Raw genomic sequence first — 25,222 nt, forward strand, 5'->3', positions numbered from 1 at the left:
TCGTCCGGGGTCAGGCCGTCGCGGCCGACAGCACGCTGCCTGCCTTGGGGCCCGGCGTCTGGTCGAAGGCTTCGGTGGGCGTGAAGGTGATCGCCACGAGGTCATCCAGCCGGAAGGCCAGCATGGCCCGCACCGTCGGGGCGCCGTAGCCGATGCTGCAGATCTCGTATTCCATGGATTCGAGATAGCGCTGGAGGGCCGGCGCATCTTGCGCCGTGGCGGCGCGCCCATTGATGCCCGTGCCCTTGACCTGCAGTGTGCGGTGCGTCGTCGGCTGGCTGAAGACGACGGCGATGCGGCCCGTGGCGGCCAGGTCCTGCAGCAGTTGGCGCGACTGGCTGCGCCCGAGGAACAGCGTGATCTCCGTGCCGTCCGGCGTGATCTGGGTGCCCACGGCGCGCATCAGGCTGGGACGCAGCGCAGCGTCGCGCGAAGCCACCACGGCGGACACGCCCTTGTCCACCATCGCGATGAACTCGGGCGTGAGGAGCGGACGTGCTGCGGCGTTCGTCATGGCGCAAATTGTGAAGCAAATAGCCTGCCGCGCCCACTGGTCGGGCGCCCGGTGCTATCGATTCGGGAGCATGCGCTCCACGCGGCGCGTCAGCGCGCGGCTTCGTCCGGCATCGTGTAGAGGGGGATGTCCTGCGCCACGGCCAGCGCGTTGAGCTCCTCGCAAGTGCGCTCGCGAAAGAAGGCGCTTACCGCCGCGTGCGTCGCCGAGCGGAACATCGCGTTGCCGCCTTGCGAGGTGTCGACGCCGGCCGCTGCGCAGAGGCTCGCGGCAAAGTGCGTTTCGAGTGCGGCCACCGCCACGCGCCCATCGGCGCAGGCGTACACGCGGTAGCCGGCATGAGCGCCGCCGACCGAGCCGGTGGGCTGTGTCAGGCCCCATGTGTGCGGCAAGGCAAGGTAATTGGCGGCTTCGGAGAGGGCGACTTCGACATGCGTGCCCAGCCCTGTCGTGGCCCGGCGCAACAGCGCCCGCAGCACGGCTTCGCTCGCCATCACGGAGCCGGCCATGTCGACGAACAGCGTCGGCGGCAAGTCCAGTCCCGTGACAAGGCCACTTTCCGCAAGGTAGGTGAGGTCGTGGCCCGGCTCATCGGCCCGCGCGCCGGGGGCGCCGACGATCTCGACCAGCGAAAGCTGCGGATGCCGCGCCTGCAGGCTGGCCCAGTCGACGCCGAGTTTCCGGGACGCGGAAGGCCGGAACGAGGTGATGAGCACATCCGTCTGCGCCAGGTGTGCGTGCAGCGCGGCCTGGCCTTCGGGCGTCTTGAGGTTGGCGTGGACCACTTCCACGTCTTCGTGCAGCGCCGCGTACGCCCCCGGCATGTAGCTGCCCATGGGGTCGGCCGAGCGCGCGCCGGCGGGCGGCGGTGGCTCGAGCTTGGTGCAGGTGGCGCCCATCTGGCGACAGCGCATGAGAGCGGCAGGGCCCGGCAGGTTGAGGGCAAGGCTCAGCACGCGCACGCCGGCCAAGGGCGCGTTGGGATCGTTGGTGGAGGTCGACATGGAAGTTGAAGGAGTTCAGTCCGCAATGGCCGCGCCGCGCTCGGCGAGCAGGGCGCGAAGGATGGATCGGTGGCAGTGCGCCTCGTTCTCGCAGTAGCAGCCGACCGACATGGCGCTGCCGTGCGAGAGGGCGGCCAGCAGGTCGAGGCTGCGGCTCGCGTCGGCTTCGGCCATCTCGCTCTTGTACTTTCGGGTGAAGGCGTTCCATTGGGCCGGCGTCTGCGCTTCCTGCCCGAGCTTCATGGTGTCGGCCGAGGGCGCGAGGTTGGGGTACCACACGTCGTACCAGTTCTGCGAAGCAAACTCGGCCTTGGGCACGCCGCGCGGCGGGCGGCGGACGGTGCCGATGCGCAAGCCCTCGCCGGGCGCGCGCTCAGTGCCCAAGCGGACGATTCGAATGGCCATCTTGTGTCTCTGTTGTCTCTGAAAATCCGGTCGGTCGTGTTGGTGACGCCAACGCGTGCAACCGCAAACGATACTCGGGAATTGCCATCCAAGGAGACAGCGAATGACTATGGAAAACCGCATCGCATGGACACGCCACGACGACGGCGTGGTCGAGCTTCAGCTGACGCGCGCGGACAAGATGAACGCTCTCGATTCCGGAATGTTCGACGCGCTCAATGAAGCCGGCGAGCGACTCAAGGCCGACGGCGACGTGCGTGCCGTGGTCATCTCCGGCCAGGGCAAGGCCTTCTGCGCCGGGCTGGACATGGCCTCTTTCGGGCGTATGGCCGACACCAGCAAACCGGCCGGCGCGCTGCTGGGCCAAGACGTCGCGGCCCGCGACCTCGTCGAGCGCACGCACGGCATGTCGAACGCCGCGCAGAACGTCGCGATGGTGTGGCGCGAAGTGCCGGTGCCGGTCATTGCCGCGGTGCACGGCACGGCCTTTGGCGGGGGCTTGCAGATTGCGCTGGGCGCCGACGTCCGGCTGGTGGCGCCGGACACGAAGATGTCGGTCATGGAGATCAAGTGGGGCATCGTGCCCGACATGGGCGGGATGGTGCTGATGCGGGAGCTGGCGCGAGCCGACGTCGTGCGCGAGCTGACGTACACAGGCCGCATCTTCACGGGAGAAGAAGCTGCACGCATCGGATTCGCGACGCGCCTGTCGGACGACCCGCTGCGCGACGCGCGGGCGATGGCCAGCGACATTGCGGCCAAGAACCCCGATGGGATTCGCGCTGCCAAGCGACTGCTCAATGCATCCATGGCCCTGGACGCGGGCGGGTTGCTGCTCCAGGAATCGGTCGAGCAGAAGGCGCTGATCGGCAGCGCCAACCAGATCGAAGCCGTGCGCGCGAACATGGAGCGCCGGGCGCCCGTGTTCGCGGCCGCCCGGCGCTGATCAGCTCGCCTCAACACATCTCACGCGGCGGTTGCCTCCGCAACACGCGACGACGGCTTCGTCGTGTGATGCACCTTGCGCGCCGCGCGCTCGTCGCTGAGCGCACGCACCAGCGCCCGGTCGCCTGAACGCGCAGCCGCTTCGATGCCCGTGAGGTGCAGCAGGTCGCGCTGCGCATGGCTGCCGCCCAGCGACTGACTGGCGGCCAGCAGCGGCAACAGCAGTTCGGTCGCCTGGCCGAAGCGTCCGGCCGCAAACGCCTGGATGGCGCGTGCGGCGGGCAGGGCCACCGCGCCCCATTCATGCGACCGGTTCAGGCGCGCCGACTCGACAATCGCCTTCATGCCTTCGCTCGCCGTGGCCTCGTCGCCGGCCGAGGCCAGCGCCATCATGGCGTGCACGTCGTTGAACGCGATGGCACCCCAAGCGGCCTGCGTCTTCCAGCGCGCCGCGAGCGCTTGCCAGCGGTTGCCGACATTCACCTTGCGCAGCGACAGCCGCCACAGCAGCGCGCTGGCATCGTCGAGATTGAGCGCGAGTGTCTCGGGCGTCGGCGCAATCGCCTTGTCATACACGGCCAGAACGCCATCGGTGTCGCCGGTGTGGAGGTACATCAGCGCCAGGTGCCAATGGTTGTGTATCGACATGGCGTTGTCGCGCGCCCAGTGCCGTTGTGTCGCCTCCAGCCAGTCGATGCCCTCGCCGACGCGGCCCTGCATTTCGTACACGTGCGCCACGGCATGCACGCCCCAGGCGTCGTGCGATTGCAGCTCGAAGGCGCGGCGCCCGACGGCTTCGGCTCGAGCGTACTCGTTGCACTCCTCCAGGCCGAAGGCGTACATACCGAGAACGTAGCCGTAGGCCTTGTCTTCGGCACTCCAGCGCGTCAGCGAGCGCGCGATGCGATCGCGCAGCATGAACGATTGGCCCAGCAGCAGGTCGCCCACGTGCGCCAGCTGCAAGGCCAGGATGTCGCGCGGATAGTCGATCAGGTGCCGGCCCAGCAACTGGTTGCCGCGCAGGGCGTCACCCGTGCTCCATGCGGCGAGTGCGGCCGTCAGCGACTTCTCGCGCTCGTTCGCGCGCTGGGGGCTTGCGGCCGCGGCGGCGACGCAGTCCCTGGCCATGCCCAACAGTTGCGCATCGAAGGTCGAGAGCGCGAGCCCGGCCATCAACAATTGCCCGGAGACAAATCCGGGGTCGCGTTGCAGCACGGGCGTCAGCACGGCGAGCGGGTCCATGCGGTAGCTGTTGAGCAGGTCCAGTGTCTTGTCGTAGGCGGCGACCGAATCATGGTCGGTGGTCGAAAGCGATTCGCCGTGCGCATCGCGGAGCGTGTGGGTCATCTTGAAGTCCTTCGAAAGTGTGTGTGGAATGAGTTGCCGTTGAATGCCGCAGCGCTAACATTTCCAATGCGCCGCCCTGCTTTTGACGGTGCACCGAGGCTAAGACCGGCCCCCGAAAAGGCCCGAAGCCATTCCGGCAACAACACTGACAAATCGGCCATGAAGGACGCTCCACTACCGCAGATCGCCATCGTTGCGACCCCGTTGAGTTCGGCATCCGTTGTCTACGGCATGTACGAAATGTTCAAGTGCGCGGGCCGCGACTGGTCGTGGGTGGTAAACGGGCACTACGGCAGCGAGGTGCTCGATCCGGTCATCGTCTCCGCGGACGGCCAGCAGGTGACGGGCTGCAACAAGCTGCCGATCCGCATCGACATGGCGATGCCCGAATGCCGCTCGCCGACAGTGGTGTGCGTGCCCGAATCGCTGCTGGTGCCGGACCACCGGGATGTCGGCAACTTCCGCGTGGAAACCGCGTGGCTGCGCCAGTGCCACGCCGACGGGGCGCTGGTGACCTCCGCATGTTCGGGTGCCATGCTGCTGGCCGAAGCGGGCCTGCTCGACGGTCACGAGGCAACCACGCACTGGGCGTACTGCGATGCGATGCAGCAGCGCCATCCGGCGGTGCGGGTGCAGCCCAAGCGCGCGCTCATCACCACGGGTGAGGGCCATCGACTTGTGATGGCCGGCGGCGGCAGTTCTTGGATGGACCTGGCGCTCTACATCATCGCGCGCATCGTGGACGTGGAGACGGCCATGCAGGTGGCGAGGCTGATCCTCATCGACTGGCACCAGGTCGGCCAGCAACCCTTTGCACGCGTCGCGCGTTCGACGCAGGTCGAAGACGCGCTGATCGGCCGCTGCCAGACCTGGATCGCCGATCACTATGCAGACCCGGCGCCCGTGGCGGCGATGACCGAACTCAGCGGGCTGTCGCCGCGCTCCTTCCAGCGGCGCTTCAAGGCGGCAACGGGCATGGCGCCGCTCGACTATGTGCACACGATGCGCATCGAGGAAGCCAAGCATCTATTGGAGACCGGCGACTTGCCGATGGCGGCTGTCGCGCAGGAGGTGGGCTACGACGATCCTGCCTACTTCGGCAGGCTGTTCCTTCGGCAAGTGAACCTGACGGCGCCACAGTATCGGCGCCGCTTTGGTGGCATGCGCGCCGCGCTTTCGCTGCATGGCAAGCTCGGGCGTGAGACCCCGCGCATTGAACGCGCCATGGCGGTTGCGTAAAGTGCGGCGATGTCTTCCTCCCCGCATCGACCCATCCTGCAAGCCGACGCATCGCTGCGGCGCTACGCGGGCGAATACGGGGCGCACGTGCATGAGCATGCGCAGGTGCTGATCGGCTTGAATGGTCGCCTGCAGCTGGAACTGGACGGGCGGGCCTCGTGGGTCGATGCGTCGTGTGCGCTCATCGTGCCGGCGGGCGTGGCGCATGGCTATCTGGCGCAGGCGCCGGCCAGCGTGCTGGTCATCGACAGTCCGGTGCGCGCCGGGCTGGATCGCGTGCGGCGCTTCGTGCCACCGCCGCACTGGAAGGATCGGCGTCGCGCCTTCGATGCGTCCGCGGCCATCGACGAAGTTGCGGGCGCGGACACGCTGCTGCTGCGCCGGCCGATCGACCTTGCTGTGCTGGACGCGAGCGTCGCTGGCGAACTTCACGGGCAGTGGAGCACCGCGCGGCTGGCGGCGCTTTGCCAGTTGAGTCCGCAGCGCTTTCATGCGCGTTTTCTCGAACTCACGGGGCTGGCGCCGGCTGCCTATGTGCGGCAGCGGCGGCTGGACGAGGCCGAGCGTCTGCTGCGCGCGGGCTTGTCGCTGGAGGCGGTGGCGTTGCAGGTCGGCTATGCGAGCGCGAGTGCCTTGACCTATGCATTGCGCCGCGAGCGCGGCGTGGGCGCGCGGTCCTTGCGCGGCCGCAAGTAGGACGAGAGTTTCTCGACAGTTTGCGCGTGCCGCCGGCCCACCATGGCGGCATGAAGACAAATCCTGGAACGGGCGTCGCCATGGTGCTGGGCGCCGCCGCCTTGTGGGGCACGACGGGCACGGCGCAGACCTTTGCGGGCGGCAGTCTTTCTGCGGGCTGGTTCGGCGCGCTGCGCTTGGTGGTGGCGGCGTTGTTCTTCGCGGCCTACGCGTGGGCGACGCAGCCGCGCGGAAACGATGGGCGTGCCGCCGTCCGATTGCCGTGGGCCGGCGTACTGTGTGCGGGTGTTTGCATGGCGGTCTACAACCTGGCGTTCTTTGCCGGCGTGCGCCAGACGGGCGTGGCGTTGGGCACGGCCGTGGCGCTGGGCAGTGGGCCGTTGTGGGCGGGGATCCTGCAGGCGGCCATCACGCGCCAGGCGCCAGGTGGGGCGTGGTGGACGGGAACGGGCGTGGCGGTTGTCGGTGGCGTGTTGATGACGCTGTCGGGCGGTGGGGGCGGCGCTGCGGCGAGCGTGTCGGGCATCGTGCTGTGCCTGATTTCAGGGTTGTCGTATGCGGGGTACACGCTGGTGAACAAGGAACTCGTGCGCAACGCTTCGGCTGCCGACGTGACCTTGCGTGCGTTCTCGGTGGCGGCGCTGCTGGCGGTGCCCGCGGCGTGGATGGAGGGTGGGGCGCCTGCGTTGTCCACAGCTGACCTTTGGGCGGTGGGCTATGTGGGCATCGTGACGGCGGGCGTGGCGTACCTGCTGTTCAGCCAGGCGCTGCGGCACATCTCGGCGGCGACGGGTGTCACGCTGGCCTTGGGTGAGCCGGTCGTGGCGTTCGCGTTGGCGATTCTGGTGGTGGGCGAGCAGCCTGCGCCGGTTGCGTTTGTTGGTTTGATGTTGGTGATTGTGGGGGTGCTGGTGGTGGTGCGGGCGGAGATGCGGACGACGGTCGTTGTGTTGCCGGCGTCTTAGAACGGGTGCTTCGTTTGCGGAGAGCGCCCAGCGGGCATCGCATGCCGGGCTTAGGGGTGATCGACGCGCGTGGGCGCCCTGACGCGAATACCATCGGCGGGCTTTCGGACGCTGTGATGCATACAACTTTCCCTGAACTTCGAACATCGCGGTTGCTGCTGCGGGATTGGCGCCCGGAGGATGAGGCGCCCTTTGCAACGCTCAACGCTGATGCGGAAGTCACCGAGTTTCTTCTCGGGCCGATGAGTCGTGAGCAAAGCGATGCGCAGATCCGGAGCTTTCGTGAGCACTTCGCGCGTGAAGGCTTTGGGCGATGGGCTGTGGAGGTTCCGGGTTTGGCCGACTTCATCGGAACCGTGGGCATCACGGTCATACCCTATCAGGCGCACTTCACGCCCTGCGTGGAAATCGCATGGCGACTTGCTCGCCCGTATTGGGGGCAGGGCTTCGCCAGCGAAGCGGCTCACGCGGCGCTTCGGTTTGGATTTGAGAACGTCGGGCTCGCAGAGATCGTGGCCCTGACGGTGCCGGCCAACAAGCGGTCCCAGGCGGTGATGGAGAGGATCGGAATGGTGAGAAATCCGGCGGACGATTTCGACCATCCGCTGGTTCCGGATGGCCATCCGCTGCAACGCCATGTGCTGTATCGCATGTCGCAAGCGGAGTGGCTTGCGGCGCGGTCTTGACGATACGTGCACGGTCGAATACCTCAAGGACGGCAGGAGGACGCCTGCTTCAACACGACGCTAAACAGCCGATAGCGGCTTCTTCACAACACAGGCAATCGACGAAGCTGCTTTCAAAGCGTAAGCGCGTGTGCACTCACGCCACGTGCATCAACAATCGATGCAGCATGCGAAACATCACCGCCCTGTCTATCCAATTCTCTCAATCAATTTCCTCGAAATGCGTGGCCTCTTTTGCGGTCTTGAGTCTGCTGGCAACGTCGGCGCATGCTCGCCGCCGCGGTGGCGGTGGCGGCGGCAGTGGCGAAGACCACTTCCCATGGCTCACGGACCTCGTGATCTACGTCCTTCTGGGTCTGTTCGCCCTTTCGGTGGTGGGTGCGCTCTGGCGCTACTTCACCCGGCCTTCTGCCGCGGACATGGCGCGCGAGCGGAGCATGAGACGCCAGTCCATGAGGCAACCGGGCCGCAGACGCTGATTGCAAACGGGCACTAAGATCGCCGCCAGCATTCCATCCGAACCCAAAGGAGCCATTCCATGTCCCGCATGATCTTCGTGAACCTGCCCGTTGCCGATCTCCCCGCGTCGATGGCCTTCTACAAGGCGCTTGGCTTCAGCAACAACGCCCAATTCACGGATGACACGGCTGCGTGCATGGTGTGGAGCGAGGCCATTCACGTCATGCTGCTCACGCATGACAAGTGGCGCACTTTCACGAGTCGCCCGATTCCGCCATCGACGTCCAGCGAAGTGATGCTTGCCCTGGCCTGCGACAACCGCGAGGCGGTTGACGCCATGAACGAAGCCGCCGCGGCGAACGGCGGCACGGCGGACATCAACCCCAGGCAAGACCTTGGCTTCATGTACAACCGCAATCTTGCCGACCTCGACGGCCACGTGTGGGAGGCCTTCTGGATGGACCCCGCCGCCATTCCCTCGGGCGATCAGAAAGCCTGAGTTCAAGGGCGGCCACCGCGCTGCGGCCCACGGCGATTTGAAGCAAGTGCGCAAGGCGGCGAGCACGGCAGGAGCGACCGGATGCAGACCTCGATCATGAATAACGGCTGGCAGCACGCACACGTCTTCAGCGAGGGCAATCCGCTGGCCGAGCGCAACACGAAATGGGCCGTGGTGCTCACGTCCTTCATGATGGTCGCGGAGATCGCAGGCGGTTGGGTGTTCAACTCGATGGCCCTGCTGGCGGACGGCTGGCACATGAGCTCGCATGCCCTGGCGCTGGGCTTGTCGGTTGTGGCCTATGTGGCAGCGCGCCGCTACGCCACGGACAGCAGGTTTGCTTTTGGAACCTGGAAGATCGAGATCCTCGGCGGCTACACCAGCGCCATCTTGCTGGCACTGGTTGCGGCGCTGATGCTCTTCCAGTCGGTGGAGCGGCTGATCGTGCCCGCGGACATTCACTACGACGAGGCGATTGCCATCGGCATCGTGGGTTTGGCGGTGAACCTGGCTTGCGCATGGCTCCTTCGCGGAGGCCGCCACGGGCATGCGCATTCCCATTCCCATGGCCAAGCAAGCCATCACGATCCGCATGGCGGCGAGGCTCACCACCCTCACGATCTCAATCTCCGATCCGCCTATGTCCACGTGATCGCGGATGCCGCCACTTCCGTGCTGGCCATCGTTGCGCTGTTCGGCGGCAAGCTGTTGGGCGCGGCGTGGCTCGACCCGGTGATGGGCATCGCCGGCGCCGCGCTGGTTGCGGTCTGGGCCTACCGGCTCATCCGTGAATCAGGCAAGGTCCTGCTCGATGCGGAGATGGATGCGCCGGTGGCCGAAGAAATTCGCGAAGTCATCGCGGCGAGTCCGGTCAAGGCGACGCTGTGCGACCTGCACGTCTGGCGCGTGAGTGCGGGCCAATACGCCTGCATCGTGTCGCTTGCCACGGCCGATGCCGTCGACCCTGACTACTTCAAGCAACAGCTTCGCGTGCATGAAGAACTGGTGCATATCTCGGTGGAGGTCAATCGGCTTCAGCCATTGGCTGCGCAGTAGTAGTCACACCCCGTGAAAGCGCAGCCACTCCTCCTGCGGCGCGCGGATCGACACCAGCGCGTTCACGGGATGCGCCGGATCGCGGTAGCCAATGGCCATACCGCAAAAGAGCATGCGTTCATCGGGCAGCTTGAGCGCCTGTCGAACCGTGTCGGGGTACAGCGCCCAGCATTCCTGCGCGCAGCTGTCGAGCCCTTCTTCGCGCAGCAGCAGCATCACCGTTTGAAGGTACATGCCGAGGTCTGACCACTGCGGCGGGCCCATGCTCTTGTCGACCGTGCAAAAGAGGGCGAGCGGTGCTCCGAAGAAGTTGAAGTTGTTGGCGAACCAGCGCCTGCGCGCCGCCTTGTCGTCGCGCGGAATGCCAAGGTGTCCATACATCGCTTCGCCCACTTCGAAGCGCCGGTCGCGCCACGGTGAACGCAGCTCGGGCGGATAGACGTTGTATTCGCTCGCCTGCTGGGGTGGTCCCGCCATCAGCTCGCGTTGCATCGTCTGCCTGAACTGCGCGAGTGCGTCGCCGGTCAACACGTCGATGTGCCACGGCTGAAGGTTGCCCCCCGAGGCTGCACGCGCCGCGAGTGCAAGCACCTTGCGAATCGCTTCGACGGGCACGGGCGTGGAAAGAAAAGCGCGAATGGAATGCCGGCTTGTGACGGCTTCATGAACCTGCATGCGGTGCTCCGGGCAATCGGATGTGAGTGGAGCGACGAATGTCTCATGGATTCGAAAGCGGGGTGAACGCGCAAGCGCGCATGCACAACACAAGCACGACACACACGCAGCGCACACATGCGAGTGCTGCCGAATGGCCCCCCACATAAGTCTGCGCTCGCTATTACTTTTGCCGTATTTGATTCACAACGCTGCGCGCGCAGACTGCGTGCGCAGATCAAGAGGGCGGCGTCATTCGTGACGAAGTTGTCATAAATCAGGAGGCACACATGCCAGCGGCATTGACTTATCCCGGCGTTTACATCCAGGAAGTTCCCAGCGGCGTGCGCACGATCACCGGGGTCGCGACGTCGATCACGGCCTTCGTCGGACGCGCATCCGCAGGGCCGACCAACGACCCCGTCATGCTCACCAGCTATGCCGACTTCGAGCGCCGCTTCGGCGGGCTCGACGTGGCGAGCCCCATGAGCTATTCGGTGCGCGACTTCTACATGAACGGCGGCAGCCTCGCGCTCATCGTTCGCGTGGCGCACGAAGACGCGACCGCGGCGACCATCACGCTCACCGGCGCGGGCAGCCCGGCCGCGGACCTGGTGCTTGAAGCCACCAGCGTCGGCGAGTGGGGCAACGGGCTGAGCGCGGCGGTTGACTACGACACCGACCGTTCCTTGCCGCGCACCTCACCGCCTTCGACCAACGAACAACGCTTCAACCTCACCGTGCGCTATCGCCCGAGGGCGGGGCGCGACGAGTTCGTCATCGAGACCTTCAGCTCGGTCTCCACCGTGGATGGCGATCCACGCTTCCTGCCGCGTGTGCTCGAGCGCGAGTCGGCCTACGTTCGCGTGCAGGGCGCGATGCCTTCCAGCCGGCCTGCGTCCAACGTGACGACGGTGGGCCAGCAGCGCACCATCACATGGGTCGACGCCGACGCCGACTCGGGAGCCGACGGCTCCGACATCGACGACGACGACGTGATCGGCGAGCAGTCCGCGAAGACGGGCATGTATGCGCTCAACCGCGCGGACCTGTTCAACCTGCTGTGCATCCCGCCGCTGGCGCGCGATTCGAGTGCGCTGCCCTCGAGCTACACGCCGACCTCGGCCGCTGTGTACCAGGCAGCGCTGGCGCTGTGCGTGCAACGCCGCGCGATGCTGCTGGTCGACCCTGATCCGGTGTGGGCGTCGTCCATCGACCAGGCCATCGACAACGCCATCGACGGGCGCGTGGACCTCAACCTGAGTGGACCGGCAGCGCGCAACGCAGCGCTCTACTTTCCGTGCGTGCGCCAAGTCGATCCGCTGCGCGACAGCCGCGTCGACACCTTCGTGCCCTGCGGCATCGTGGCGGGCGTGATCGCACGCACCGACGTTGCACGCGGCGTGTGGAAGGCGCCGGCAGGTCTCGACGCCACGCTCGATGGCGTGCAGGACCTGCAGGTCAACCTGAACGACCTGGAGAACGGACAACTCAATCCGCTGGGCATCAACTGCCTGCGCTCCTTCGGCGTCAACGGCCGCCTGGTGTGGGGCGCGCGCACGCTGCGTGGCGCCGACGAAAGCGCCGACGAATACAAGTACCTGCCGGTGCGACGTCTCGCGCTGTTCCTGGAAGAAAGCCTTTACCGTGGCACGCAATGGGTCGTCTTCGAGCCCAACGACGAGCCGCTGTGGGCGCAGGTGCGGCTGAACGTCGGCGCCTTCATGCAGGGCCTGTTCCGCCAGGGCGCCTTCCAGGGAAGCTCGCCGCGCGATGCGTACTTCGTCAAGTGCGACAGCCAGACGACCACGCAGAACGACATCAACCTCGGCATCCTGAACGTCATCGTCGGCTTTGCGCCGCTCAAGCCTGCCGAATTCGTCGTGGTCCAGATCCAGCAGATGGCTGGCCAGATCGCCACCTGAAACACCCAGCCAACAAGAATCAAGGGGACAAGGTCATGGCACAGTTCAGCGTCAACGCGCAGCGCTTCGATCCGTACAAGAACTTCAAATTCCGGGTGAAGTGGGACGGCCGCTATGTGGCGGGCATCTCGAAGGTGGGCGCGCTCAAGCGCAGCACCGAGATGGTGGAGTTCCGCGAGGGCGGCGACCCATCGAGCACGCGCAAGCTGCCGGGCCGCACCAAGTTCGAACCCATCACGCTGGAGCGCGGCGTCACGCACGACACCGAGTTCGAGAAGTGGGCCAACAAGGTCTGGAACTACGGCTCGGGGCTGGGTGCCGAGGTGTCGCTGAAGGACTTCCGCAAGGACCTGATCATCGAGGTCTATAACGAAGCCGGGCAGCTCGTGATTGCGTACAAGGTGTATCGCTGCTGGGTGTCCGAATACCAGGCGCTGCCTGACCTGGACGCCAACGCCAACGCCGTCGCGATCCAGACCATCAAGCTCGAAAACGAAGGCTGGGAGCGCGACTACGACGTGGTCGAGCCTTCGGAGCCTCGCTTCACCGAGCCGGCGAACTGATGGGGCTTCGCCATGCGTTCGCTGCGAGCCGCCGATGTTCTGGCGCTCTGGGAGAGTGGCGCGCAACGCCACGCACTCGATCGCGGCGCACTGCTGTGCGCCTGGGCCCGGCCCGACCTGCCGCCTGACACCGTCGTCGACCTGCCGCTGGGTGTGGTCACGCGGGAACTGCTGAGCTTGCGCGAGGCGAGCTTTGGCGCGGCGATTCACAGCCATGTGGATTGCGGTGCGTGCGGTGAGCGCTTGTCGGTCGCGTTGCGCGCCAGCGAAGTCTTGCAAGCCGCGGACGATGACGAAGCTGCGCGGGACATCGAGTTGCACGGCACGCGGCTGCGTGCACTTTCGCTGCGCGACTTGGCTGCGGTGGCTGATGAACTCGATGCTGCGCATGCAGCGCGTCAATTGCTGGCGCGCTGCGCGGCGTTGGGTGAACCATCAACGTTGCAGGACTGGCCGGACGAATGGGTGGCGCAGGCCGAGGAAGCCTTGGAGCGCCTCGACCCCAACGCCGACATCGCGCTCGATGTGCAATGCCAGAGCTGCGGTCAGCACAGCACGGCGCAGCTCGACGCATCGGCCCTGCTGTGGGACGAGATCGATGCACGTGCCCGAAGCCTGCTGGCCGAAGTGAACGTGCTGGCGCGCGCCTACGGCTGGAGCGAAGCAGAAATACTCGCGCTCACCCCCACGCGCCGCGGGGCCTACCTGTCGATGGTGGATGCATGAACGGATTGCTGCATCGACTGGCCGCACGCGCATCGGGCACGGCTGTGCTGGTGCGTTCCGATGCGCGCTTGCCGAATGCGCGTGCAGGGCTGCCGTGGAATGACAACGCGGATGCGGGGCAAGAGGTGGAAGCAGCAGTGAATGAAAAGGCGGCGGCGCAGAGAGAAGTGACGCGCAGTCGTGCAGCGCCGCCGGTGGCGAAGGCTTCGCCGGCCGAGCGTGCGACTGCTGCCAAGCCCGCCAGCGCAGCGGACAAGCCCGCCGCGTTGGATGTCGCTGGACCGCAGACCGTGCGCGCCCCTAACGCGCCCCAAGCACTTCGACCGTCAGTCGCTCAGCCCGCGATGCAGCACGTACCAATGTTCGGCCGAATCGACGATTCACCATCGACGGATGCCGCATCTGCGCAGCAGCCAACAACCGCCGCAGTCCAACAAGCACCCGCGAAGCCTCATCAACGCGCCGCCGACCACCCCGACGCCACACCCGTCGCGCCGATGCATCGCAGCCCGACCCCGTTGATGCCATCACGCCCCGCGGTCGAGGCAACGCAACCAGCCCTTCGCACGAACCCACAACGCGACACGTGGCAACAAGCCGCATCCAGAACGCCCGCCACCGAAGGGCAGGGCGCAGAGGTCCACGTCCACATCGGCCGCATCGAAGTCACGGCCCTGCGCCCCGCGCAGCCCGCCGCGCGCAAGCCGTCACCCATCCCCGCACCGATGACGCTCGATGCCTACCTTGCGCGCAGGAGAGGCAGCTCATGAGCACCGCCCTGGCCATCGCCGGCGTGACCGCCGTCCTGCGCGACCTGCTCAACGACGGTCTCATCAACCACAACGTCGCGGGTGTGCTCGGCGCAAGCGTCACCGTGAGCGTACTCTCGCCCGACCGCGTGGTGCCCGTCAACGGCAACGAAAGCTCGCAGCTCAATTTGTTCCTCTACATGGTCTCGCCCAACCTCGGCTGGCGCAACGAAGGCTTCCCTTCGCGCGACGGCTCGGGTCGTGCGCGGCTTTCCAATCCGCCGCTGGCGCTGAACCTGCACTACCTCGTGTCGGCGTACAGCGGCGGCGACCTGCATGCCGAGATCCTGCTGGGCTATGCCATGCAGTTGATTCACGAGATGCCCATGCTCACGCGCGACGCCATCCGCGCGGCGCTTGATCCGTCGCCCAACGTGGGCACCGTGCTTCCGCCGGCCTTGCGGGCGCTGGTCGATTCAGGGCTGGAGAACCAGGTGGAACTCATCAAGCTCACGCCCGAGTTCCTCAACAGCGAAGAGATGTCCAACCTGTGGACCGCCACGCAAAGCAACATGCGCCCGAGTGCGGCGTACACCGCGTCGGTGGTGCTGATCGAAGCCAGCGAGCCGGTGCGCTCGCCGCTGCCGGTGCTCTCGCGCGGACCGGTCGACACGGCGACAGGGCGCGATCGCGGCATCGTCGTCAATCCCGGGCTGGACCCGCCGCTGCCGATGCTCACAGCGCTGGCGCCACCCGCGCGCCAGCCGGTGGCGCGCATCGGCGACACCATCGACCTGCAAGGGCACGACCTCGAAGGCACGGGGCGCGAAGTCGTGCTGTTCAATGACCGCTACGAGATTGAGCTGGTGCTGCCCGCACTGCCACCGCCGGCCAACGGCGCGCAGAGCCTGATCCGGTTCGTGCTGCCGCCGGCGCAGGCGGCGAACTTGCCGGTGGGCGTGTACCGCGTCGCCGCGCGTCTCACACGCTCCGGAGAAAGCGACCCGCGCCAGACCAACAGCGTGGCGATGACATTGGCGCCGCAGATGGGCAACCTGCCCACGGTGGTCAACCGCAGCGCCAGCGGCGCGGCGAGCTTCACGCTGCAGTTCCTGCCCATGCTGCGCGCCGGCCAGAGCGTCGTGCTCGTGCTGGGGCAAAGCGAATATCTCCCGCAGACCGCGCCGCTGCCGACCACCGAGCTGGACTTCCTGATTCCCGATGCGCCCGTCGGCGTGCACCTGGCGCGCCTTCGCATCGACGGCATCGAGAGCCCGATCATCGACCTGTCGGCGCCGCCACCGGCCAGCCCCACCTTCCTCGACCAGACGGTGGAGTTCACATGAACGCGCCGGACCGATTCCTTGCGTGGAGCGATGCAAACCAGAGGCTGCTGGCAGCAGAGTTCGCGCGCATCCAGTGCCTGATCGGCGGCGAGGACGATGCTTGCGCACGCGCCGCCATCGATGCGGCGCGCAACGAGATGCACGCGCCGGCCGCCATCGACGTGGTGGCCTCGGGCTTTGGCCTCAGCGCCTTCGAGCGCGACGTGCTCTTGCTGGCGGCAGGTGCCGAAATGGATTCGCGCATTGCCGCGTTGTGTGCTGGCGCATCGGCGTCGCAGCCATCGCGCGCGGGTGCCAGCTTTGCGCTGGCGCTGGCCAGCCTGCCCCATGCCCACTGGAGCGCGCTGGCGCCCGTGCGACCCTTGCGTCGCTGGCGGCTCATCGAGTTGCAGGACGACGAGGCGCTGGTGTCCGGTCGCGTGCGCGTGGACGAGCGCGTGCTGCACTACCTGGCCGGCGTGAACCAGATCGACCCGCGCCTGCATCCGCTGCTGCAGGCGCAGCAAGCGCCGACCGTGATGGCCCAGCCCCACGCCGAGCTCGCCGACACCGTCGTCACCGCGCTGCGTCAACGTGCCGCCGCGCCGCCGGTGGTGATGCTGGTGGGCGACGATGCCAGCGGACAGGCCGACGTCGCCGCGCAGGCGGCCGCAACGCTCGGCGTCGCGCTCCACGCGCTGCATGCCGAAGACTTGCCACGGGACATCAACGCCCTCGAACAACTGGCCGTGCTGTGGCGCCGTGATGCGGCGCTGCTGTCCGGCGCGCTGCTCCTGCGGGTGAGCGAGGAACCGGTGCCTGCACACGTCGGTCGCTTTGTGGATCGCGTGGGCGGCCTCGTGCTAGTGGCAGCAGCACGGCAGGCCTTGCCATGCGAACGGGCCTGCCTGCTCTTCAAGGTCGACAAGCCCGACGCCGCCGAGCGCAGGCGCCTGTGGACGCAGGCCCTGGGCGACAAGGCGCATGCACTGGACGGCGCCCTGGACGCAACGGCCAGCCAGTTCAGGCTCAGCGCCCGCCAGATCGCCGACGAAGCCGCTTCGATCGCGCCCTTGCTCGCACAAGATGCGAAACCCGATGCGCTGCTCTGGCGCAGCTGCCGCGATCTCATGCGCCCCGGCCTCGATCAGTTGGCCCAGCGCATCGACGCCGCCGCGACGTGGGACGACCTCATCCTGCCGGCCGCACAGACCGACACGCTGCACCAGATCGCCGCGCATCTGCGCCATCGTCTCAAGGTCTACCAGGCGTGGGGCTTTGCGGGCAAGAGCGCGCGCGGCCTTGGCGTGAGCGCCTTGTTCTCCGGCGAGAGCGGCACCGGCAAGACCATGGCCGCCGAGGTGCTTGCCAAAGAGTTGAACCTCGACCTCTACCGCATCGACCTGTCCGCCGTGGTCAGCAAGTACATCGGCGAGACCGAGAAGAACCTGCGCCGCGTGTTCGACGGCGCGGAAGGCGGTGGCTCCATCCTGCTTTTCGACGAGGCGGATGCCCTGTTCGGCAAGCGCAGTGAAGTCAAGGACAGCCACGACCGCTACGCCAACATCGAGGTGAGCTACCTGCTGCAGCGCATGGAGGCCTACCAGGGGCTGGCCATCCTCACGACCAACCTCAAGACATCGCTGGACCCGGCCTTCCAGCGGCGGCTTCGCTTCATCGTGCAGTTTCCGTTCCCGGACCAGGCCGAACGCGAGGCGATCTGGCGCCAGGTGTTTCCGCCCGCCACGCCCTTGCAGACGCTCGACTACGCCAAGCTCGCTCGCCTGCAACTGGCCGGCGGGAACATCCGCAACATCGCGCTGCACGCCGCCTTCCTGGCCGCTGAAGAAGGCTGCGCGGTCGGCATGGCGCACGTGCTGCGGGGCGCGCACAACGAGGGCAACAAGCGCGAGCGGCCCATCACCGAATCCGAAACGCGGGGGTGGGTATGACGCGCCTGGTGGTGCACATCGACAAGCTGGTGTTGTCGGGCCTGCCGCCCGAAGACCGCCACGCCGTGGCCGCGGCGCTGGAGCAGGAACTCGCATTGCAACTCGGCCCGCACATGGCCGATGCGCAACTGGCTGCACGCATCGCCTCGCGTGGCGACGTGGCACGGCTTGCGCCTGCGCCGTTGCGCATGGGGCCGGGCATGTCGGCGTCTGCATTGGGCCGGCAGGTGGCGCGGGACATCGCCAGGAGCCTGAAGCCATGAACACACGATTTGCTGTCACTGCAGGGAGAAAACCATGAACCGAACCGGTGTCTCGATGCGATCCGGGGATGCGGGCGCCGCCGCCTATACCAGCCCGCCCGTGCGGCGCGGCGCGGGCGCGGGGGCAAGCGATGTGGAGCACGCGCTGGGAGCCGGTGTGCGGCCCGCGTACGACTTCTCCAGCATCGGCGTGCACGCAGGTGGCACGGGTGGCGGTCACGGCTTGCCGCAGTGGAGCGCCCGTCCGGATCTGTATGCCATGAGGCCTATGGCCAGGCCCACCGGAGACAGCACGTCGTCGTCCGCACTCGCGGAGCCAAGCATGAACATGCTGCACGACGGCAGCGCGGCCGGCGCCGCCGCGGCTGCCGCAGCAGCGGGTGCAGCAGGCGCAGCCGCTGGTGCTGCCGCGGGCGCAGCCGCCGCAGCCGCAGCGGGTGCTGCAGCGGGAGCCGTCGCCGCCGGAACCCCCACCTTCCCCACGTACGCGCAAATCACCGCCGATGCCACCGTCTCGGCAGCGATGGACGCCGCATGGACCGCGACCAAGGCCGCGACCACGCGCACCGCACGGCGCGAGCAGGGCTTCTGGATCAAGTACGACACGGCCAACTCCGGCTACACCTGCGCCCCGACATTCACGGGCCGCACCGTGGGGCCGGACGAGACGGGCGCCGCCCAGCCGGGCGCCAAGCCCGCGGACAGCGGCACGACCTTCACCGTGGGCCTGTTCCACACGCATACGCCCATGACCTACCGCACCGGCACGCGCGACGTGGGCCCGAGCGGCGCGGACGACCGCTTTCACAACAGCAAGAACGTGGTCGGAATCATCTACGACTACGTCGCCTCGCCGGCGGGTGGCACGTCGATTCCGGGCGGCCATCCGCTCAATTCGAGCGCGCAGCTTTATCACTCCGGCCCGAACCAGCGCGCATGAAGGGCAGCAAGGCAAACAACATGACCGACATCACAGACGACCGCGCCATCGAGATCGCCAGCAAGGCCATCGATGGCAAGGTGAAGCGCCAGGCCGGCGCGCCCATCGAGCTCAGGCGATCGGGCGGACGCATCACCGTCACCTTCGTGCACGAGACGCCGCCGGACGAACTGGGCACGGACTACGACGCGCAGGTGGAACTCGATGCGGCCACGGGTGACGTGCTGCAGCTTCGCGTCGGTGCATGAGCGGTTGAGGACCACGCCGTGAGCAGCTTCCCCAACGCCCCCAAGCTCATCAAGGCCGGGCTGGTGCTTGTCGATCCGGACACGGCCAAGGTACAGCGCATCATCTCGCTGCAATACAACGCGAACACGCTCACGCGCAGCCTGGTGTCGCAGGAGGTAGGCAGCGACGCGCACCACACCGAGCCTTCGCGCTTCAAGGGTCCGGCGGTTGAGACCTTCAAGTTCGATGCGGACATCGATGCCATCGACCAGCTCGAGTTTCCGGACCAGAACGCGGGCGCCACGCAGTTCGGCATCCAGCCGCAGTTGTCGCTGCTGGAGTCGCTGGTGTATCCGACGGCCGCGCAGTTGCGTTCGGTCGAGCAGCAGGCCAACAGCGGCACGCTGGAGATCGCGCCCATGCTCGCGCCGCTGGTGCTCTTCGTGTGGGGCAAAAACCGCATCGTGCCGGTGAAGGTGACGGAGTTCAGCATCAGCGAAGAGGCCTTCGACCCGTCGCTCAATCCGATTCGCGCCAAGGTGGGCTTGGGCCTGCGCACGCTGTCGGTCGACGACCTGGGATTCAACTCGCGCGGCGGCAGCCTCTTCATGACCTACCTGCAGAACAAGGAGCGCCTCGCATCCGGCGCGGCGCCCGCGAGCCTGTCGACGCTCGGCATCGGAGGGATCGGCTGATGGACCCGGTACAAGCCTTCATGCAGGCCAACGCGCTCACGCCGCCGAGCTTTGCGCCAACGAGCCGCTATTACGGCATCGCGACCACGCAACTCACGACGCCGGACGGCCGCACCGTGGTCTACGTCAAGCGCCGCTTCCTGCCACCACCGGAAAACTTCGCGCTGCTGCAGGCCGTGACCATCGTCGCGGGCGACCGGCTCGACAACCTGGCCTATCGCTACCTCGGCGACCCCGAACAATCGTGGCGCCTCGCCGATGCCAACGGCGCGATGCAGCCCGAGGCGCTGGTGCAACAGGTGGGCGCCACCCTCAACATCACGCTGCCCGAAGGCGTGCCGGGAGTGGGCGATGCTGGCTAAGGGCATTCAGCTGAGCCTCTTGATGGGGCCGATCATTCCGGTGCCCGCGCCGCGCGTGGTGCTCGATGCGCTGGAAAGCGTGGAGGTGCGCACCTCCGGCACCGGGGCCAGCGGCTTCCAGATGAGCTTCAAGTTCAGCAGCAAGTCCGAGCTCAACACCATCTTCCTGATTGCGGCGGGCAACAGCACGTCGATCGCGACGCCGCCGCTGCGCGTGATGCTCATCGTCATCATGAACGGCACGCCGCAGCCGCTGTTCGATGGCGTGATGACCAACGTCGAGGTGCAGTCCGGCAGCCCGGGCGGCAGCGGCTCGGTCACCGTGACGGGCGAAGACGTGAGCAAGGTCATGGACATGCAGGACTTCAGCGGCCTGCCGTTTCCCGCCATGCCCATCGAGGCGCGCGTGGCGCTGCTGTGCGCCAAGTACGCGCCCTTCGGCATCATCCCGCTGCCCATTCCGATCCTGTTTCCGGACGTGCCGATTCCCATCGACAAGATCCCGGCGCAAAAGGGCACCGACTTGGCCTACATCCGGCAGTTGGCGCAGGACGTGGGCTATGTGTTCTACATCGAGCCGGGCCCGGCGCCGGGCACCAACATCGCGTACTTCGGGCCCGAGATCAAGATCGGCATTCCGCAGCCCGCGCTCAACGTGGACATGGACGCCATGACGAATGTCGAGGCGCTGAGCTTCAGCTTCGACCCGACCAAGGGCGTGCTGCCGATCGTGTTCATCCAGAACCAGTTCACGCGCGTGCCCATTCCGATTCCGATTCCCAACATCAACCCGCTGCAGCCGCCGCTGGGTGTGCTCTCGACGCCCATTGCCAACATCAAGATCCTGAAGGACACGGCCAAGCTCAACCCGATGCAGGCCATCTCGCGCGGACTGGCCGAGGCCAAGAAGTCGCAGGACTCGGTGACGGGGCAGGGGAGCCTGAACGTGCTGCGCTACGGCCGCATGTTGAAGGCACGTGGGCTCGTGGGCGTGCGCGGCGTGGGCCAGGCGTATGACGGGCTCTACTACGTGGAGAGCGTCACGAGCACCCTCAGGCATGGCGAGTTCAAGCAGTCGTTCAGCTTGACGCGCAACGGGTTGATTTCGATTACTCCGACGGTGCCGGTATGAACGCAGCGCCGGGCCGCCCCAAGCAAGTTCACGCCCCCTCGGGGGGCAGCGAGGACACGCCAGTGCCGAGCGTGGGGGCCATGTCATGAGTGAGAAATTCTTTGGGAAGTACCGCGGCCTCGTGCTCAACAACATCGACCCGATGCAGTTGAACCGGCTGATGGTGCAGGTGCCCGACGTCGGCGGCGTCATCCCCGGCACTTGGGCCATGCCTTGCGTGCCGGTGGCCGGCATCCAGAACGGCATGGTCGCCTTGCCCATGATCGGCTCGGGCGTGTGGATCGAATACGAGCAGGGCGATCCGGACTACCCCATCTGGGTCGGCTGCTTCTGGGGCAGCGCGGCGGAAGTGCCGGTGCTCGCCAAGGCCACGCCGCCGGGCGTGCAGGCCATCACCTTCCAGACGCCGCTGCAGAACGGCCTGACCATCAGCGACCTGCCGGGCCCCACCGGCGGGATCATGCTCAAGAGCGCGACCGGCGCGACGCTCATCGTCAACGACACGGGCATCTACATCCAGAACGGCAAGGGCGCCTCGATCGTCATGACCGGCCCCACCGTCACCGTCAACGCCGGCGCGTTGACCGTCGTGTAGCAGGGAGAAAAAGATGCCCGGACCTTTGCTTCACCTCGGCGCCACGGTGCTGTGCAGCCACGGCGGCCAGGCCACGCCGAGTGCGCCGAATGCGCGCGTGCTGGTGTCGGGCCAGCCCGTGGCCACGATGGCCGCGCCTTATCTGGTGGCCGGCTGCGCCTTCGTGCCGCCTTCGGGCAACGGGCCCTGCGTCACGGCGCAGTGGGTCGTGGCGGCCACGCGCGTCTTCGTCGGCGGCGTGCCGGCCGTATTGATGGACAGCCAGGCCATCTGCACGCCCACCGGCACGCCCTTGTTGCCCGTGGTGAGCCAGATGCGGGTGATCGGGAGTTGATGCACATGGCCCACGTCGCCTTTCCCTACAGCGTCGATGGCCGTGGCCGCACCGCGGAGGCCGAGACCGACGACGCGCATGTGCGCCACCTGATCGAGCAGGTGCTCTTCACCGTTCCGGGCGAGCGCGTCAACCGGCCGGATTTCGGCTGCGGCCTGCTGCAACTGGTGTTCGCGCCCAACAGCGACGAACTGGCCGCCACCTTGCAGGTGCTGGTGCAGGGCGCGTTGCAGCAATGGCTGGGGAGCCTGCTGCGGATCGATCAGGTCACTGCATCGCATGAAGATTCGACGCTGCGAGTGCAGGTGAGCTACACCGTCTTGCGCACGCAGGCCAGTCGCACCGCGAGTTTTACGCAGGAGGTGCCGTCATGAACGCAGCGACGGGCCGCCCCAAGCAAGTTCGCTCGCCCTCGGGGGACAGCGAGGACACGAAGCGCCGAGCGAGGGGGCCGCAATGAGTGGGCAGTACCTCTGTCACGCGCCGGGACGGGTAGACGCCTTGCGCGACGCAGCGCAAGCGAGCCCGGCACGCCTGCTCAACGGCATCCACTACCTCGAAGTCGCGCCCGGCCATCGCCGCCTCGAAGTCCACTTCGTCTTTCCCCTCGACGTGGTGCCCACCACGCCGCTCAAAGTCTCCAACGTCGAAATCCGCGGTGGCTTTCGCGTGCGCGATCCGCAGGTCACGGCCATCAGCTGGCACGACGACGTGCTCGTGGTCGACGTGGCCACGGCGGGCGACTTCTCGCGCTACACCTTGCGCCTTGTCGCGAGCGCTGGCGAGGCCGCACCTCCGCAGGACATCGACCCCGCACTTGCGCAGATCGAGTTCAGCTTCAAGGTCGATTGCCCGAGCGACTTCGATTGCCGCATCGACACAAGCTGCCCGCCCGAGCCCACGCGCCCGCCCGCCATCGACTATCTGGCACGCGACTACCAGAGCTTCCGACGCCTTGTGCTGGATCGTCTTTCGTCCCTCATGCCCGGCTGGCGCGAGCGCAATCCGGCCGACCTGTGGGTGACGCTGGCCGAAGCGGTAGCCTTCCGCGGCGACGAACTGTCGTACTTCCAGGATGCGGTGGCGACAGAGGCCTATCTCGGCACGGCCCGTCAACGCGTCTCCGTGCGGCGCCACACGCGCCTGCTGGACTACGCCTTCCACGACGGCCGCAACGCACGCGCGTGGGTGTGCTTCGAAGCCGACGCCAGCGCCGACAGCACGAGCCTGGCGGGCTGCGATCCATCGACCGGCATCGGCGGCACGCTGCTGCTCACGCGCGTGCCGGGCCTGCCCGTCAGCATCGGCGCGGACGCTGTGCAATCGGCCATCGATGCGGGCGCACAACCGTTTGAACTGCTGGAAAACCTGACGCTCTACACGGCGCACAACGCGATGCGCTTCCACACGTGGAGCGACGACGAATGCTGCCTGCCGCAAGGCGCGACGCAGGCCTTCCTGAAGGACGATGAAGCCAACCGCCTGAGGCTTCGCGTCGGCGACGTGCTGATCCTCGAATCGCTCAAGAGCACCGCCACCGGCGAGGCCGTGGACGCGGACCGCCAGCAGCGGCATGCGGTGCGGCTCACGCGCGTCGATCCGGAGGCGCCGCTGTCAGGCGGCGTGCGTGGCGTGCCTTCGCTGCGGCGCGATCCGGTCACGGACCAGGCCTTTGTCGAGATCGCGTGGGGCGCGGATGATGCGCTGCCATTTGCACTGTGCCTGTCCAAGCGCATCGGTGGCGCGCTGGTCGATGAAATGGCGGGCGCGTGCGGCAACGTGGCGCTGGCCGACCATGGCCGCACCTCGAACCGCGTCGATGCGCTCACACCGCTGCCGGCCGCTCCCACTGCCCGCATCGCCCGCTATCCGCTCGACCGCACCGCCATCGCGCCCCTCACGCAGCAGGGACGCGTTCGCCTGGCGGATTCCGATGAAACCCTGCTGGTCGATGCCAGCGCGAGCGCAAGCGCCGCGATGCAAGGCGACATCGCCGACGTGCGACCCGCCATCGACGTGCGCAGCGAAGGCGACCGGCGCCTGTGGCGCTCGCAACGCGACCTGCTCGGCAGCGGACCGGAAGCCAGCGAGTTCGTCGTCGAGACCGAAAACGACGGCCACGCGGTCTTGCGCTTCGGCGATGGCGTGAACGGCCGCGCCCCGCTCGCCGGCGAGGGCTTGTTCGCGCTCCTGCGCACGGGCAACGGACTGGCGGGCAACGTGGGCGCTGAAGCCATTGGCCATGTGGTGGGCCTTGGCATCACCCGCGTGCGCAATCCGCTGCCCGCGCAGGGCGGCATCGATCCGCAGCCGATGTCGCTTGCCAAGCTCTATGCGCCGCAGGCCTTCCGCCGCCAGGAGCGCGCCGTGACGGCGGCCGATTACGCCGAAGTCACGCAGCGCGAAGCGCGCGTGCAGCGCGCCGTCGCCACGCGCCGCTGGACGGGCAGCTGGTACACCATGTTCATCACCGTCGATCCGCGCGGCGGCGACGCGGTCGATGCCGAACTGGAGGCCGATCTGGTGCGCTTCATCGAGCGCTATCGGCTGGCGGGCCACGACATCGAGATCGATGCGCCCAGCTTCGTCTCGCTCGACATCGAACTGCATGTGTGCACGAAGGCCGGCTACTTCGTCGCCGATGTGGAGCGCCGGCTCATCACGGCTTTCGGGGCGGGGCGCCTGCCGACGGGCGGCACCGGATTCTTCCATCCGGACAACTTCAGCTTCGGCCAGGGCGTGTACCTGAGCGCGGTGATCGCCACCGCCATGGCCGTGCCCGGCGTGGCCTATGTGACGCCGGCGAAGTTCCAGCGGCTCGGCCGCAATGCCGCTGGCGAGATCGACGCGGGCCGCGTCCCGATGGCGCGGCTGGAAATCGCGCGGCTGGACAACGACCCCAATGCGCCCGAGAACGGCCGCATCAAGTTCGACGTGCACACGGGAACCTGAGGGAGCATGAGC

Annotated in this window: 29 protein-coding genes; 24 read left to right on the forward strand and 5 right to left on the reverse strand. The window is 67.2% G+C overall.

All coding sequences use genetic code 11. The features are described 5' to 3' along the window. Window positions 1–10 precede the first annotated feature (10 nt). From QTI66_RS08585 to QTI66_RS08595, 3 genes are all read right to left on the reverse strand, one after another. Entirely contained in the window at window positions 11–514 is a 504-nt protein-coding gene (locus QTI66_RS08585; protein ID WP_286558911.1) for a hypothetical protein, read from the reverse strand. An 89-nt stretch (window positions 515–603) separates the two neighbouring features. Beyond that, the gene (locus QTI66_RS08590; RefSeq protein WP_286558915.1) at window positions 604–1,518 is read right to left on the reverse strand and encodes a CoA transferase; all 915 of its coding nucleotides are present in this window, start codon (window positions 1,516–1,518) and stop codon (window positions 604–606) included. 15 nt (window positions 1,519–1,533) lie between these two features. Further along, a complete protein-coding gene (locus QTI66_RS08595; RefSeq protein WP_286558916.1) occupies window positions 1,534–1,923 on the reverse strand; it encodes a DUF488 domain-containing protein in 390 nt (129 codons plus the stop codon). A gap of 109 nt (window positions 1,924–2,032) precedes the next feature. Here QTI66_RS08595 and QTI66_RS08600 point away from each other — a divergent pair, with 109 nt between their 5' ends. Further along, a complete protein-coding gene (locus QTI66_RS08600) occupies window positions 2,033–2,869 on the forward strand; it encodes a crotonase/enoyl-CoA hydratase family protein (RefSeq protein ID WP_286559061.1) in 837 nt (278 codons plus the stop codon). A gap of 20 nt (window positions 2,870–2,889) precedes the next feature. Here the strand turns inward: QTI66_RS08600 and QTI66_RS08605 are convergent, their stop codons facing one another. Then, window positions 2,890–4,215: a tetratricopeptide repeat protein gene (locus QTI66_RS08605; RefSeq protein ID WP_286558917.1), complete on the reverse strand. Its 1,326-nt coding sequence runs from the start codon at window positions 4,213–4,215 to the stop codon at window positions 2,890–2,892. Window positions 4,216–4,374: 159 nt separating this feature from the next. Between QTI66_RS08605 and QTI66_RS08610 the strand changes: the two genes are divergently transcribed. The 7 genes from QTI66_RS08610 to dmeF all read left to right on the forward strand — a co-directional run bounded on the left by QTI66_RS08610 (window position 4,375) and on the right by dmeF (window position 9,815). Continuing rightward, on the forward strand, window positions 4,375–5,454 hold the full coding sequence (locus tag QTI66_RS08610; RefSeq protein ID WP_286558918.1) for a GlxA family transcriptional regulator: 1,080 nt from the start codon (window positions 4,375–4,377) through the stop codon (window positions 5,452–5,454). A 9-nt stretch (window positions 5,455–5,463) separates the two neighbouring features. Further along, window positions 5,464–6,150 (forward strand): helix-turn-helix transcriptional regulator, encoded by a 687-nt coding sequence (locus QTI66_RS08615; RefSeq protein WP_286558919.1) that lies wholly within the window; start codon window positions 5,464–5,466, stop codon window positions 6,148–6,150. Window positions 6,151–6,200: 50 nt separating this feature from the next. After that, the gene (locus QTI66_RS08620; RefSeq protein WP_286558921.1) at window positions 6,201–7,115 is read left to right on the forward strand and encodes a DMT family transporter; all 915 of its coding nucleotides are present in this window, start codon (window positions 6,201–6,203) and stop codon (window positions 7,113–7,115) included. A gap of 56 nt (window positions 7,116–7,171) precedes the next feature. Continuing rightward, window positions 7,172–7,801, forward strand: a complete 630-nt coding sequence (locus QTI66_RS08625) for a GNAT family N-acetyltransferase (RefSeq protein WP_353506184.1) — start codon at window positions 7,172–7,174, stop codon at window positions 7,799–7,801. A gap of 167 nt (window positions 7,802–7,968) precedes the next feature. Further along, window positions 7,969–8,280 (forward strand): hypothetical protein, encoded by a 312-nt coding sequence (locus QTI66_RS08630; RefSeq protein WP_286558923.1) that lies wholly within the window; start codon window positions 7,969–7,971, stop codon window positions 8,278–8,280. A 59-nt stretch (window positions 8,281–8,339) separates the two neighbouring features. After that, window positions 8,340–8,759 (forward strand): VOC family protein, encoded by a 420-nt coding sequence (locus QTI66_RS08635; protein ID WP_286558924.1) that lies wholly within the window; start codon window positions 8,340–8,342, stop codon window positions 8,757–8,759. 81 nt (window positions 8,760–8,840) lie between these two features. After that, window positions 8,841–9,815, forward strand: a complete 975-nt coding sequence (dmeF, locus tag QTI66_RS08640) for a CDF family Co(II)/Ni(II) efflux transporter DmeF (RefSeq protein WP_286558925.1) — start codon at window positions 8,841–8,843, stop codon at window positions 9,813–9,815. Between the two features lie 3 nt (window positions 9,816–9,818). On the opposite strand, the gene QTI66_RS08645 is transcribed toward dmeF, so the two are convergent. Further along, window positions 9,819–10,490 carry a nitroreductase gene (locus QTI66_RS08645; protein ID WP_286558926.1) on the reverse strand — a complete coding sequence of 224 codons (672 nt, stop codon included), beginning with the start codon at window positions 10,488–10,490 and terminating at the stop codon, window positions 9,819–9,821. 269 nt (window positions 10,491–10,759) lie between these two features. On the opposite strand from QTI66_RS08645, the gene QTI66_RS08650 reads away from it, so the two are divergent. The 16 genes from QTI66_RS08650 (at window position 10,760) to QTI66_RS08725 (ending at window position 25,210) form a co-directional block, all read left to right on the forward strand. After that, window positions 10,760–12,394 carry a phage tail sheath family protein gene (locus QTI66_RS08650; protein WP_286558927.1) on the forward strand — a complete coding sequence of 545 codons (1,635 nt, stop codon included), beginning with the start codon at window positions 10,760–10,762 and terminating at the stop codon, window positions 12,392–12,394. Between the two features lie 35 nt (window positions 12,395–12,429). Further along, window positions 12,430–12,957 carry a phage tail protein gene (locus tag QTI66_RS08655; protein ID WP_286558928.1) on the forward strand — a complete coding sequence of 176 codons (528 nt, stop codon included), beginning with the start codon at window positions 12,430–12,432 and terminating at the stop codon, window positions 12,955–12,957. A gap of 12 nt (window positions 12,958–12,969) precedes the next feature. Then, window positions 12,970–13,683 carry a hypothetical protein gene (locus tag QTI66_RS08660; RefSeq protein ID WP_286558929.1) on the forward strand — a complete coding sequence of 238 codons (714 nt, stop codon included), beginning with the start codon at window positions 12,970–12,972 and terminating at the stop codon, window positions 13,681–13,683. After that, a complete protein-coding gene (locus QTI66_RS08665; protein WP_286558931.1) occupies window positions 13,680–14,453 on the forward strand; it encodes a hypothetical protein in 774 nt (257 codons plus the stop codon). Before QTI66_RS08660 ends, QTI66_RS08665 begins: the two co-directional genes overlap by 4 nt. Next, window positions 14,450–15,778, forward strand: a complete 1,329-nt coding sequence (locus QTI66_RS08670; RefSeq protein WP_286558933.1) for a Pvc16 family protein — start codon at window positions 14,450–14,452, stop codon at window positions 15,776–15,778. Before QTI66_RS08665 ends, QTI66_RS08670 begins: the two co-directional genes overlap by 4 nt. Beyond that, window positions 15,775–17,709 (forward strand): ATP-binding protein, encoded by a 1,935-nt coding sequence (locus QTI66_RS08675; RefSeq protein ID WP_286558935.1) that lies wholly within the window; start codon window positions 15,775–15,777, stop codon window positions 17,707–17,709. The genes QTI66_RS08670 and QTI66_RS08675 overlap by 4 nt, the downstream gene beginning before the upstream one ends. After that, on the forward strand, window positions 17,700–17,972 hold the full coding sequence (locus tag QTI66_RS08680; protein WP_286558938.1) for a hypothetical protein: 273 nt from the start codon (window positions 17,700–17,702) through the stop codon (window positions 17,970–17,972). Before QTI66_RS08675 ends, QTI66_RS08680 begins: the two co-directional genes overlap by 10 nt. Before the next feature lie 34 nt (window positions 17,973–18,006). Then, on the forward strand, window positions 18,007–18,912 hold the full coding sequence (locus QTI66_RS08685) for a hypothetical protein (RefSeq protein ID WP_286558939.1): 906 nt from the start codon (window positions 18,007–18,009) through the stop codon (window positions 18,910–18,912). A 20-nt stretch (window positions 18,913–18,932) separates the two neighbouring features. After that, window positions 18,933–19,160 carry a hypothetical protein gene (locus QTI66_RS08690; RefSeq protein ID WP_286558941.1) on the forward strand — a complete coding sequence of 76 codons (228 nt, stop codon included), beginning with the start codon at window positions 18,933–18,935 and terminating at the stop codon, window positions 19,158–19,160. Between the two features lie 18 nt (window positions 19,161–19,178). Next, complete coding sequence (locus QTI66_RS08695) at window positions 19,179–19,835, forward strand: hypothetical protein (protein WP_286558943.1); 657 nt, start codon at window positions 19,179–19,181, stop codon at window positions 19,833–19,835. Further along, a complete protein-coding gene (locus QTI66_RS08700) occupies window positions 19,835–20,197 on the forward strand; it encodes a LysM domain-containing protein (RefSeq protein ID WP_286558944.1) in 363 nt (120 codons plus the stop codon). Before QTI66_RS08695 ends, QTI66_RS08700 begins: the two co-directional genes overlap by 1 nt. Beyond that, window positions 20,187–21,329, forward strand: a complete 1,143-nt coding sequence (locus QTI66_RS08705) for a hypothetical protein (RefSeq protein WP_286558946.1) — start codon at window positions 20,187–20,189, stop codon at window positions 21,327–21,329. The genes QTI66_RS08700 and QTI66_RS08705 overlap by 11 nt, the downstream gene beginning before the upstream one ends. Window positions 21,330–21,414: 85 nt before the next feature. Continuing rightward, a complete protein-coding gene (locus tag QTI66_RS08710) occupies window positions 21,415–21,924 on the forward strand; it encodes a phage baseplate assembly protein V (RefSeq protein WP_286558948.1) in 510 nt (169 codons plus the stop codon). Between the two features lie 13 nt (window positions 21,925–21,937). Continuing rightward, on the forward strand, window positions 21,938–22,258 hold the full coding sequence (locus QTI66_RS08715; RefSeq protein WP_286558950.1) for a hypothetical protein: 321 nt from the start codon (window positions 21,938–21,940) through the stop codon (window positions 22,256–22,258). 5 nt (window positions 22,259–22,263) lie between these two features. Further along, window positions 22,264–22,632 (forward strand): GPW/gp25 family protein, encoded by a 369-nt coding sequence (locus QTI66_RS08720; protein WP_286558952.1) that lies wholly within the window; start codon window positions 22,264–22,266, stop codon window positions 22,630–22,632. A gap of 82 nt (window positions 22,633–22,714) precedes the next feature. Next, on the forward strand, window positions 22,715–25,210 hold the full coding sequence (locus tag QTI66_RS08725; RefSeq protein ID WP_286558953.1) for a putative baseplate assembly protein: 2,496 nt from the start codon (window positions 22,715–22,717) through the stop codon (window positions 25,208–25,210). Window positions 25,211–25,222: the final 12 nt, after the last annotated feature.

The organism is Variovorax brevis (assembly GCF_030317105.1).
GTDB classification, from domain to species: Bacteria; Pseudomonadota; Gammaproteobacteria; order Burkholderiales; family Burkholderiaceae_C; genus Variovorax; species Variovorax brevis.

What these genes read in the sequence shown, in the direction of transcription:
- QTI66_RS08585 (WP_286558911.1), bottom strand. Translation starts at nt 514, where the DNA reads ATGACGAACGCCGCAGCACGTCCGCTCCTCACGCCCGAGTTCATCGCG.
- QTI66_RS08590 (WP_286558915.1), bottom strand. Translation starts at nt 1,518, where the DNA reads ATGTCGACCTCCACCAACGATCCCAACGCGCCCTTGGCCGGCGTGCGC.
- QTI66_RS08595 (WP_286558916.1), bottom strand. Translation starts at nt 1,923, where the DNA reads ATGGCCATTCGAATCGTCCGCTTGGGCACTGAGCGCGCGCCCGGCGAG.
- QTI66_RS08600 (WP_286559061.1), top strand. Translation starts at nt 2,033, where the DNA reads ATGGAAAACCGCATCGCATGGACACGCCACGACGACGGCGTGGTCGAG.
- QTI66_RS08605 (WP_286558917.1), bottom strand. Translation starts at nt 4,215, where the DNA reads ATGACCCACACGCTCCGCGATGCGCACGGCGAATCGCTTTCGACCACC.
- QTI66_RS08610 (WP_286558918.1), top strand. Translation starts at nt 4,375, where the DNA reads ATGAAGGACGCTCCACTACCGCAGATCGCCATCGTTGCGACCCCGTTG.
- QTI66_RS08615 (WP_286558919.1), top strand. Translation starts at nt 5,464, where the DNA reads ATGTCTTCCTCCCCGCATCGACCCATCCTGCAAGCCGACGCATCGCTG.
- QTI66_RS08620 (WP_286558921.1), top strand. Translation starts at nt 6,201, where the DNA reads ATGAAGACAAATCCTGGAACGGGCGTCGCCATGGTGCTGGGCGCCGCC.
- QTI66_RS08630 (WP_286558923.1), top strand. Translation starts at nt 7,969, where the DNA reads ATGCGAAACATCACCGCCCTGTCTATCCAATTCTCTCAATCAATTTCC.
- QTI66_RS08635 (WP_286558924.1), top strand. Translation starts at nt 8,340, where the DNA reads ATGTCCCGCATGATCTTCGTGAACCTGCCCGTTGCCGATCTCCCCGCG.
- dmeF (WP_286558925.1), top strand. Translation starts at nt 8,841, where the DNA reads ATGCAGACCTCGATCATGAATAACGGCTGGCAGCACGCACACGTCTTC.
- QTI66_RS08645 (WP_286558926.1), bottom strand. Translation starts at nt 10,490, where the DNA reads ATGCAGGTTCATGAAGCCGTCACAAGCCGGCATTCCATTCGCGCTTTT.
- QTI66_RS08650 (WP_286558927.1), top strand. Translation starts at nt 10,760, where the DNA reads ATGCCAGCGGCATTGACTTATCCCGGCGTTTACATCCAGGAAGTTCCC.
- QTI66_RS08655 (WP_286558928.1), top strand. Translation starts at nt 12,430, where the DNA reads ATGGCACAGTTCAGCGTCAACGCGCAGCGCTTCGATCCGTACAAGAAC.
- QTI66_RS08660 (WP_286558929.1), top strand. Translation starts at nt 12,970, where the DNA reads ATGCGTTCGCTGCGAGCCGCCGATGTTCTGGCGCTCTGGGAGAGTGGC.
- QTI66_RS08665 (WP_286558931.1), top strand. Translation starts at nt 13,680, where the DNA reads ATGAACGGATTGCTGCATCGACTGGCCGCACGCGCATCGGGCACGGCT.
- QTI66_RS08670 (WP_286558933.1), top strand. Translation starts at nt 14,450, where the DNA reads ATGAGCACCGCCCTGGCCATCGCCGGCGTGACCGCCGTCCTGCGCGAC.
- QTI66_RS08675 (WP_286558935.1), top strand. Translation starts at nt 15,775, where the DNA reads ATGAACGCGCCGGACCGATTCCTTGCGTGGAGCGATGCAAACCAGAGG.
- QTI66_RS08685 (WP_286558939.1), top strand. Translation starts at nt 18,007, where the DNA reads ATGAACCGAACCGGTGTCTCGATGCGATCCGGGGATGCGGGCGCCGCC.
- QTI66_RS08690 (WP_286558941.1), top strand. Translation starts at nt 18,933, where the DNA reads ATGACCGACATCACAGACGACCGCGCCATCGAGATCGCCAGCAAGGCC.
- QTI66_RS08700 (WP_286558944.1), top strand. Translation starts at nt 19,835, where the DNA reads ATGGACCCGGTACAAGCCTTCATGCAGGCCAACGCGCTCACGCCGCCG.
- QTI66_RS08705 (WP_286558946.1), top strand. Translation starts at nt 20,187, where the DNA reads ATGCTGGCTAAGGGCATTCAGCTGAGCCTCTTGATGGGGCCGATCATT.
- QTI66_RS08710 (WP_286558948.1), top strand. Translation starts at nt 21,415, where the DNA reads ATGAGTGAGAAATTCTTTGGGAAGTACCGCGGCCTCGTGCTCAACAAC.
- QTI66_RS08715 (WP_286558950.1), top strand. Translation starts at nt 21,938, where the DNA reads ATGCCCGGACCTTTGCTTCACCTCGGCGCCACGGTGCTGTGCAGCCAC.
- QTI66_RS08720 (WP_286558952.1), top strand. Translation starts at nt 22,264, where the DNA reads ATGGCCCACGTCGCCTTTCCCTACAGCGTCGATGGCCGTGGCCGCACC.
- QTI66_RS08725 (WP_286558953.1), top strand. Translation starts at nt 22,715, where the DNA reads ATGAGTGGGCAGTACCTCTGTCACGCGCCGGGACGGGTAGACGCCTTG.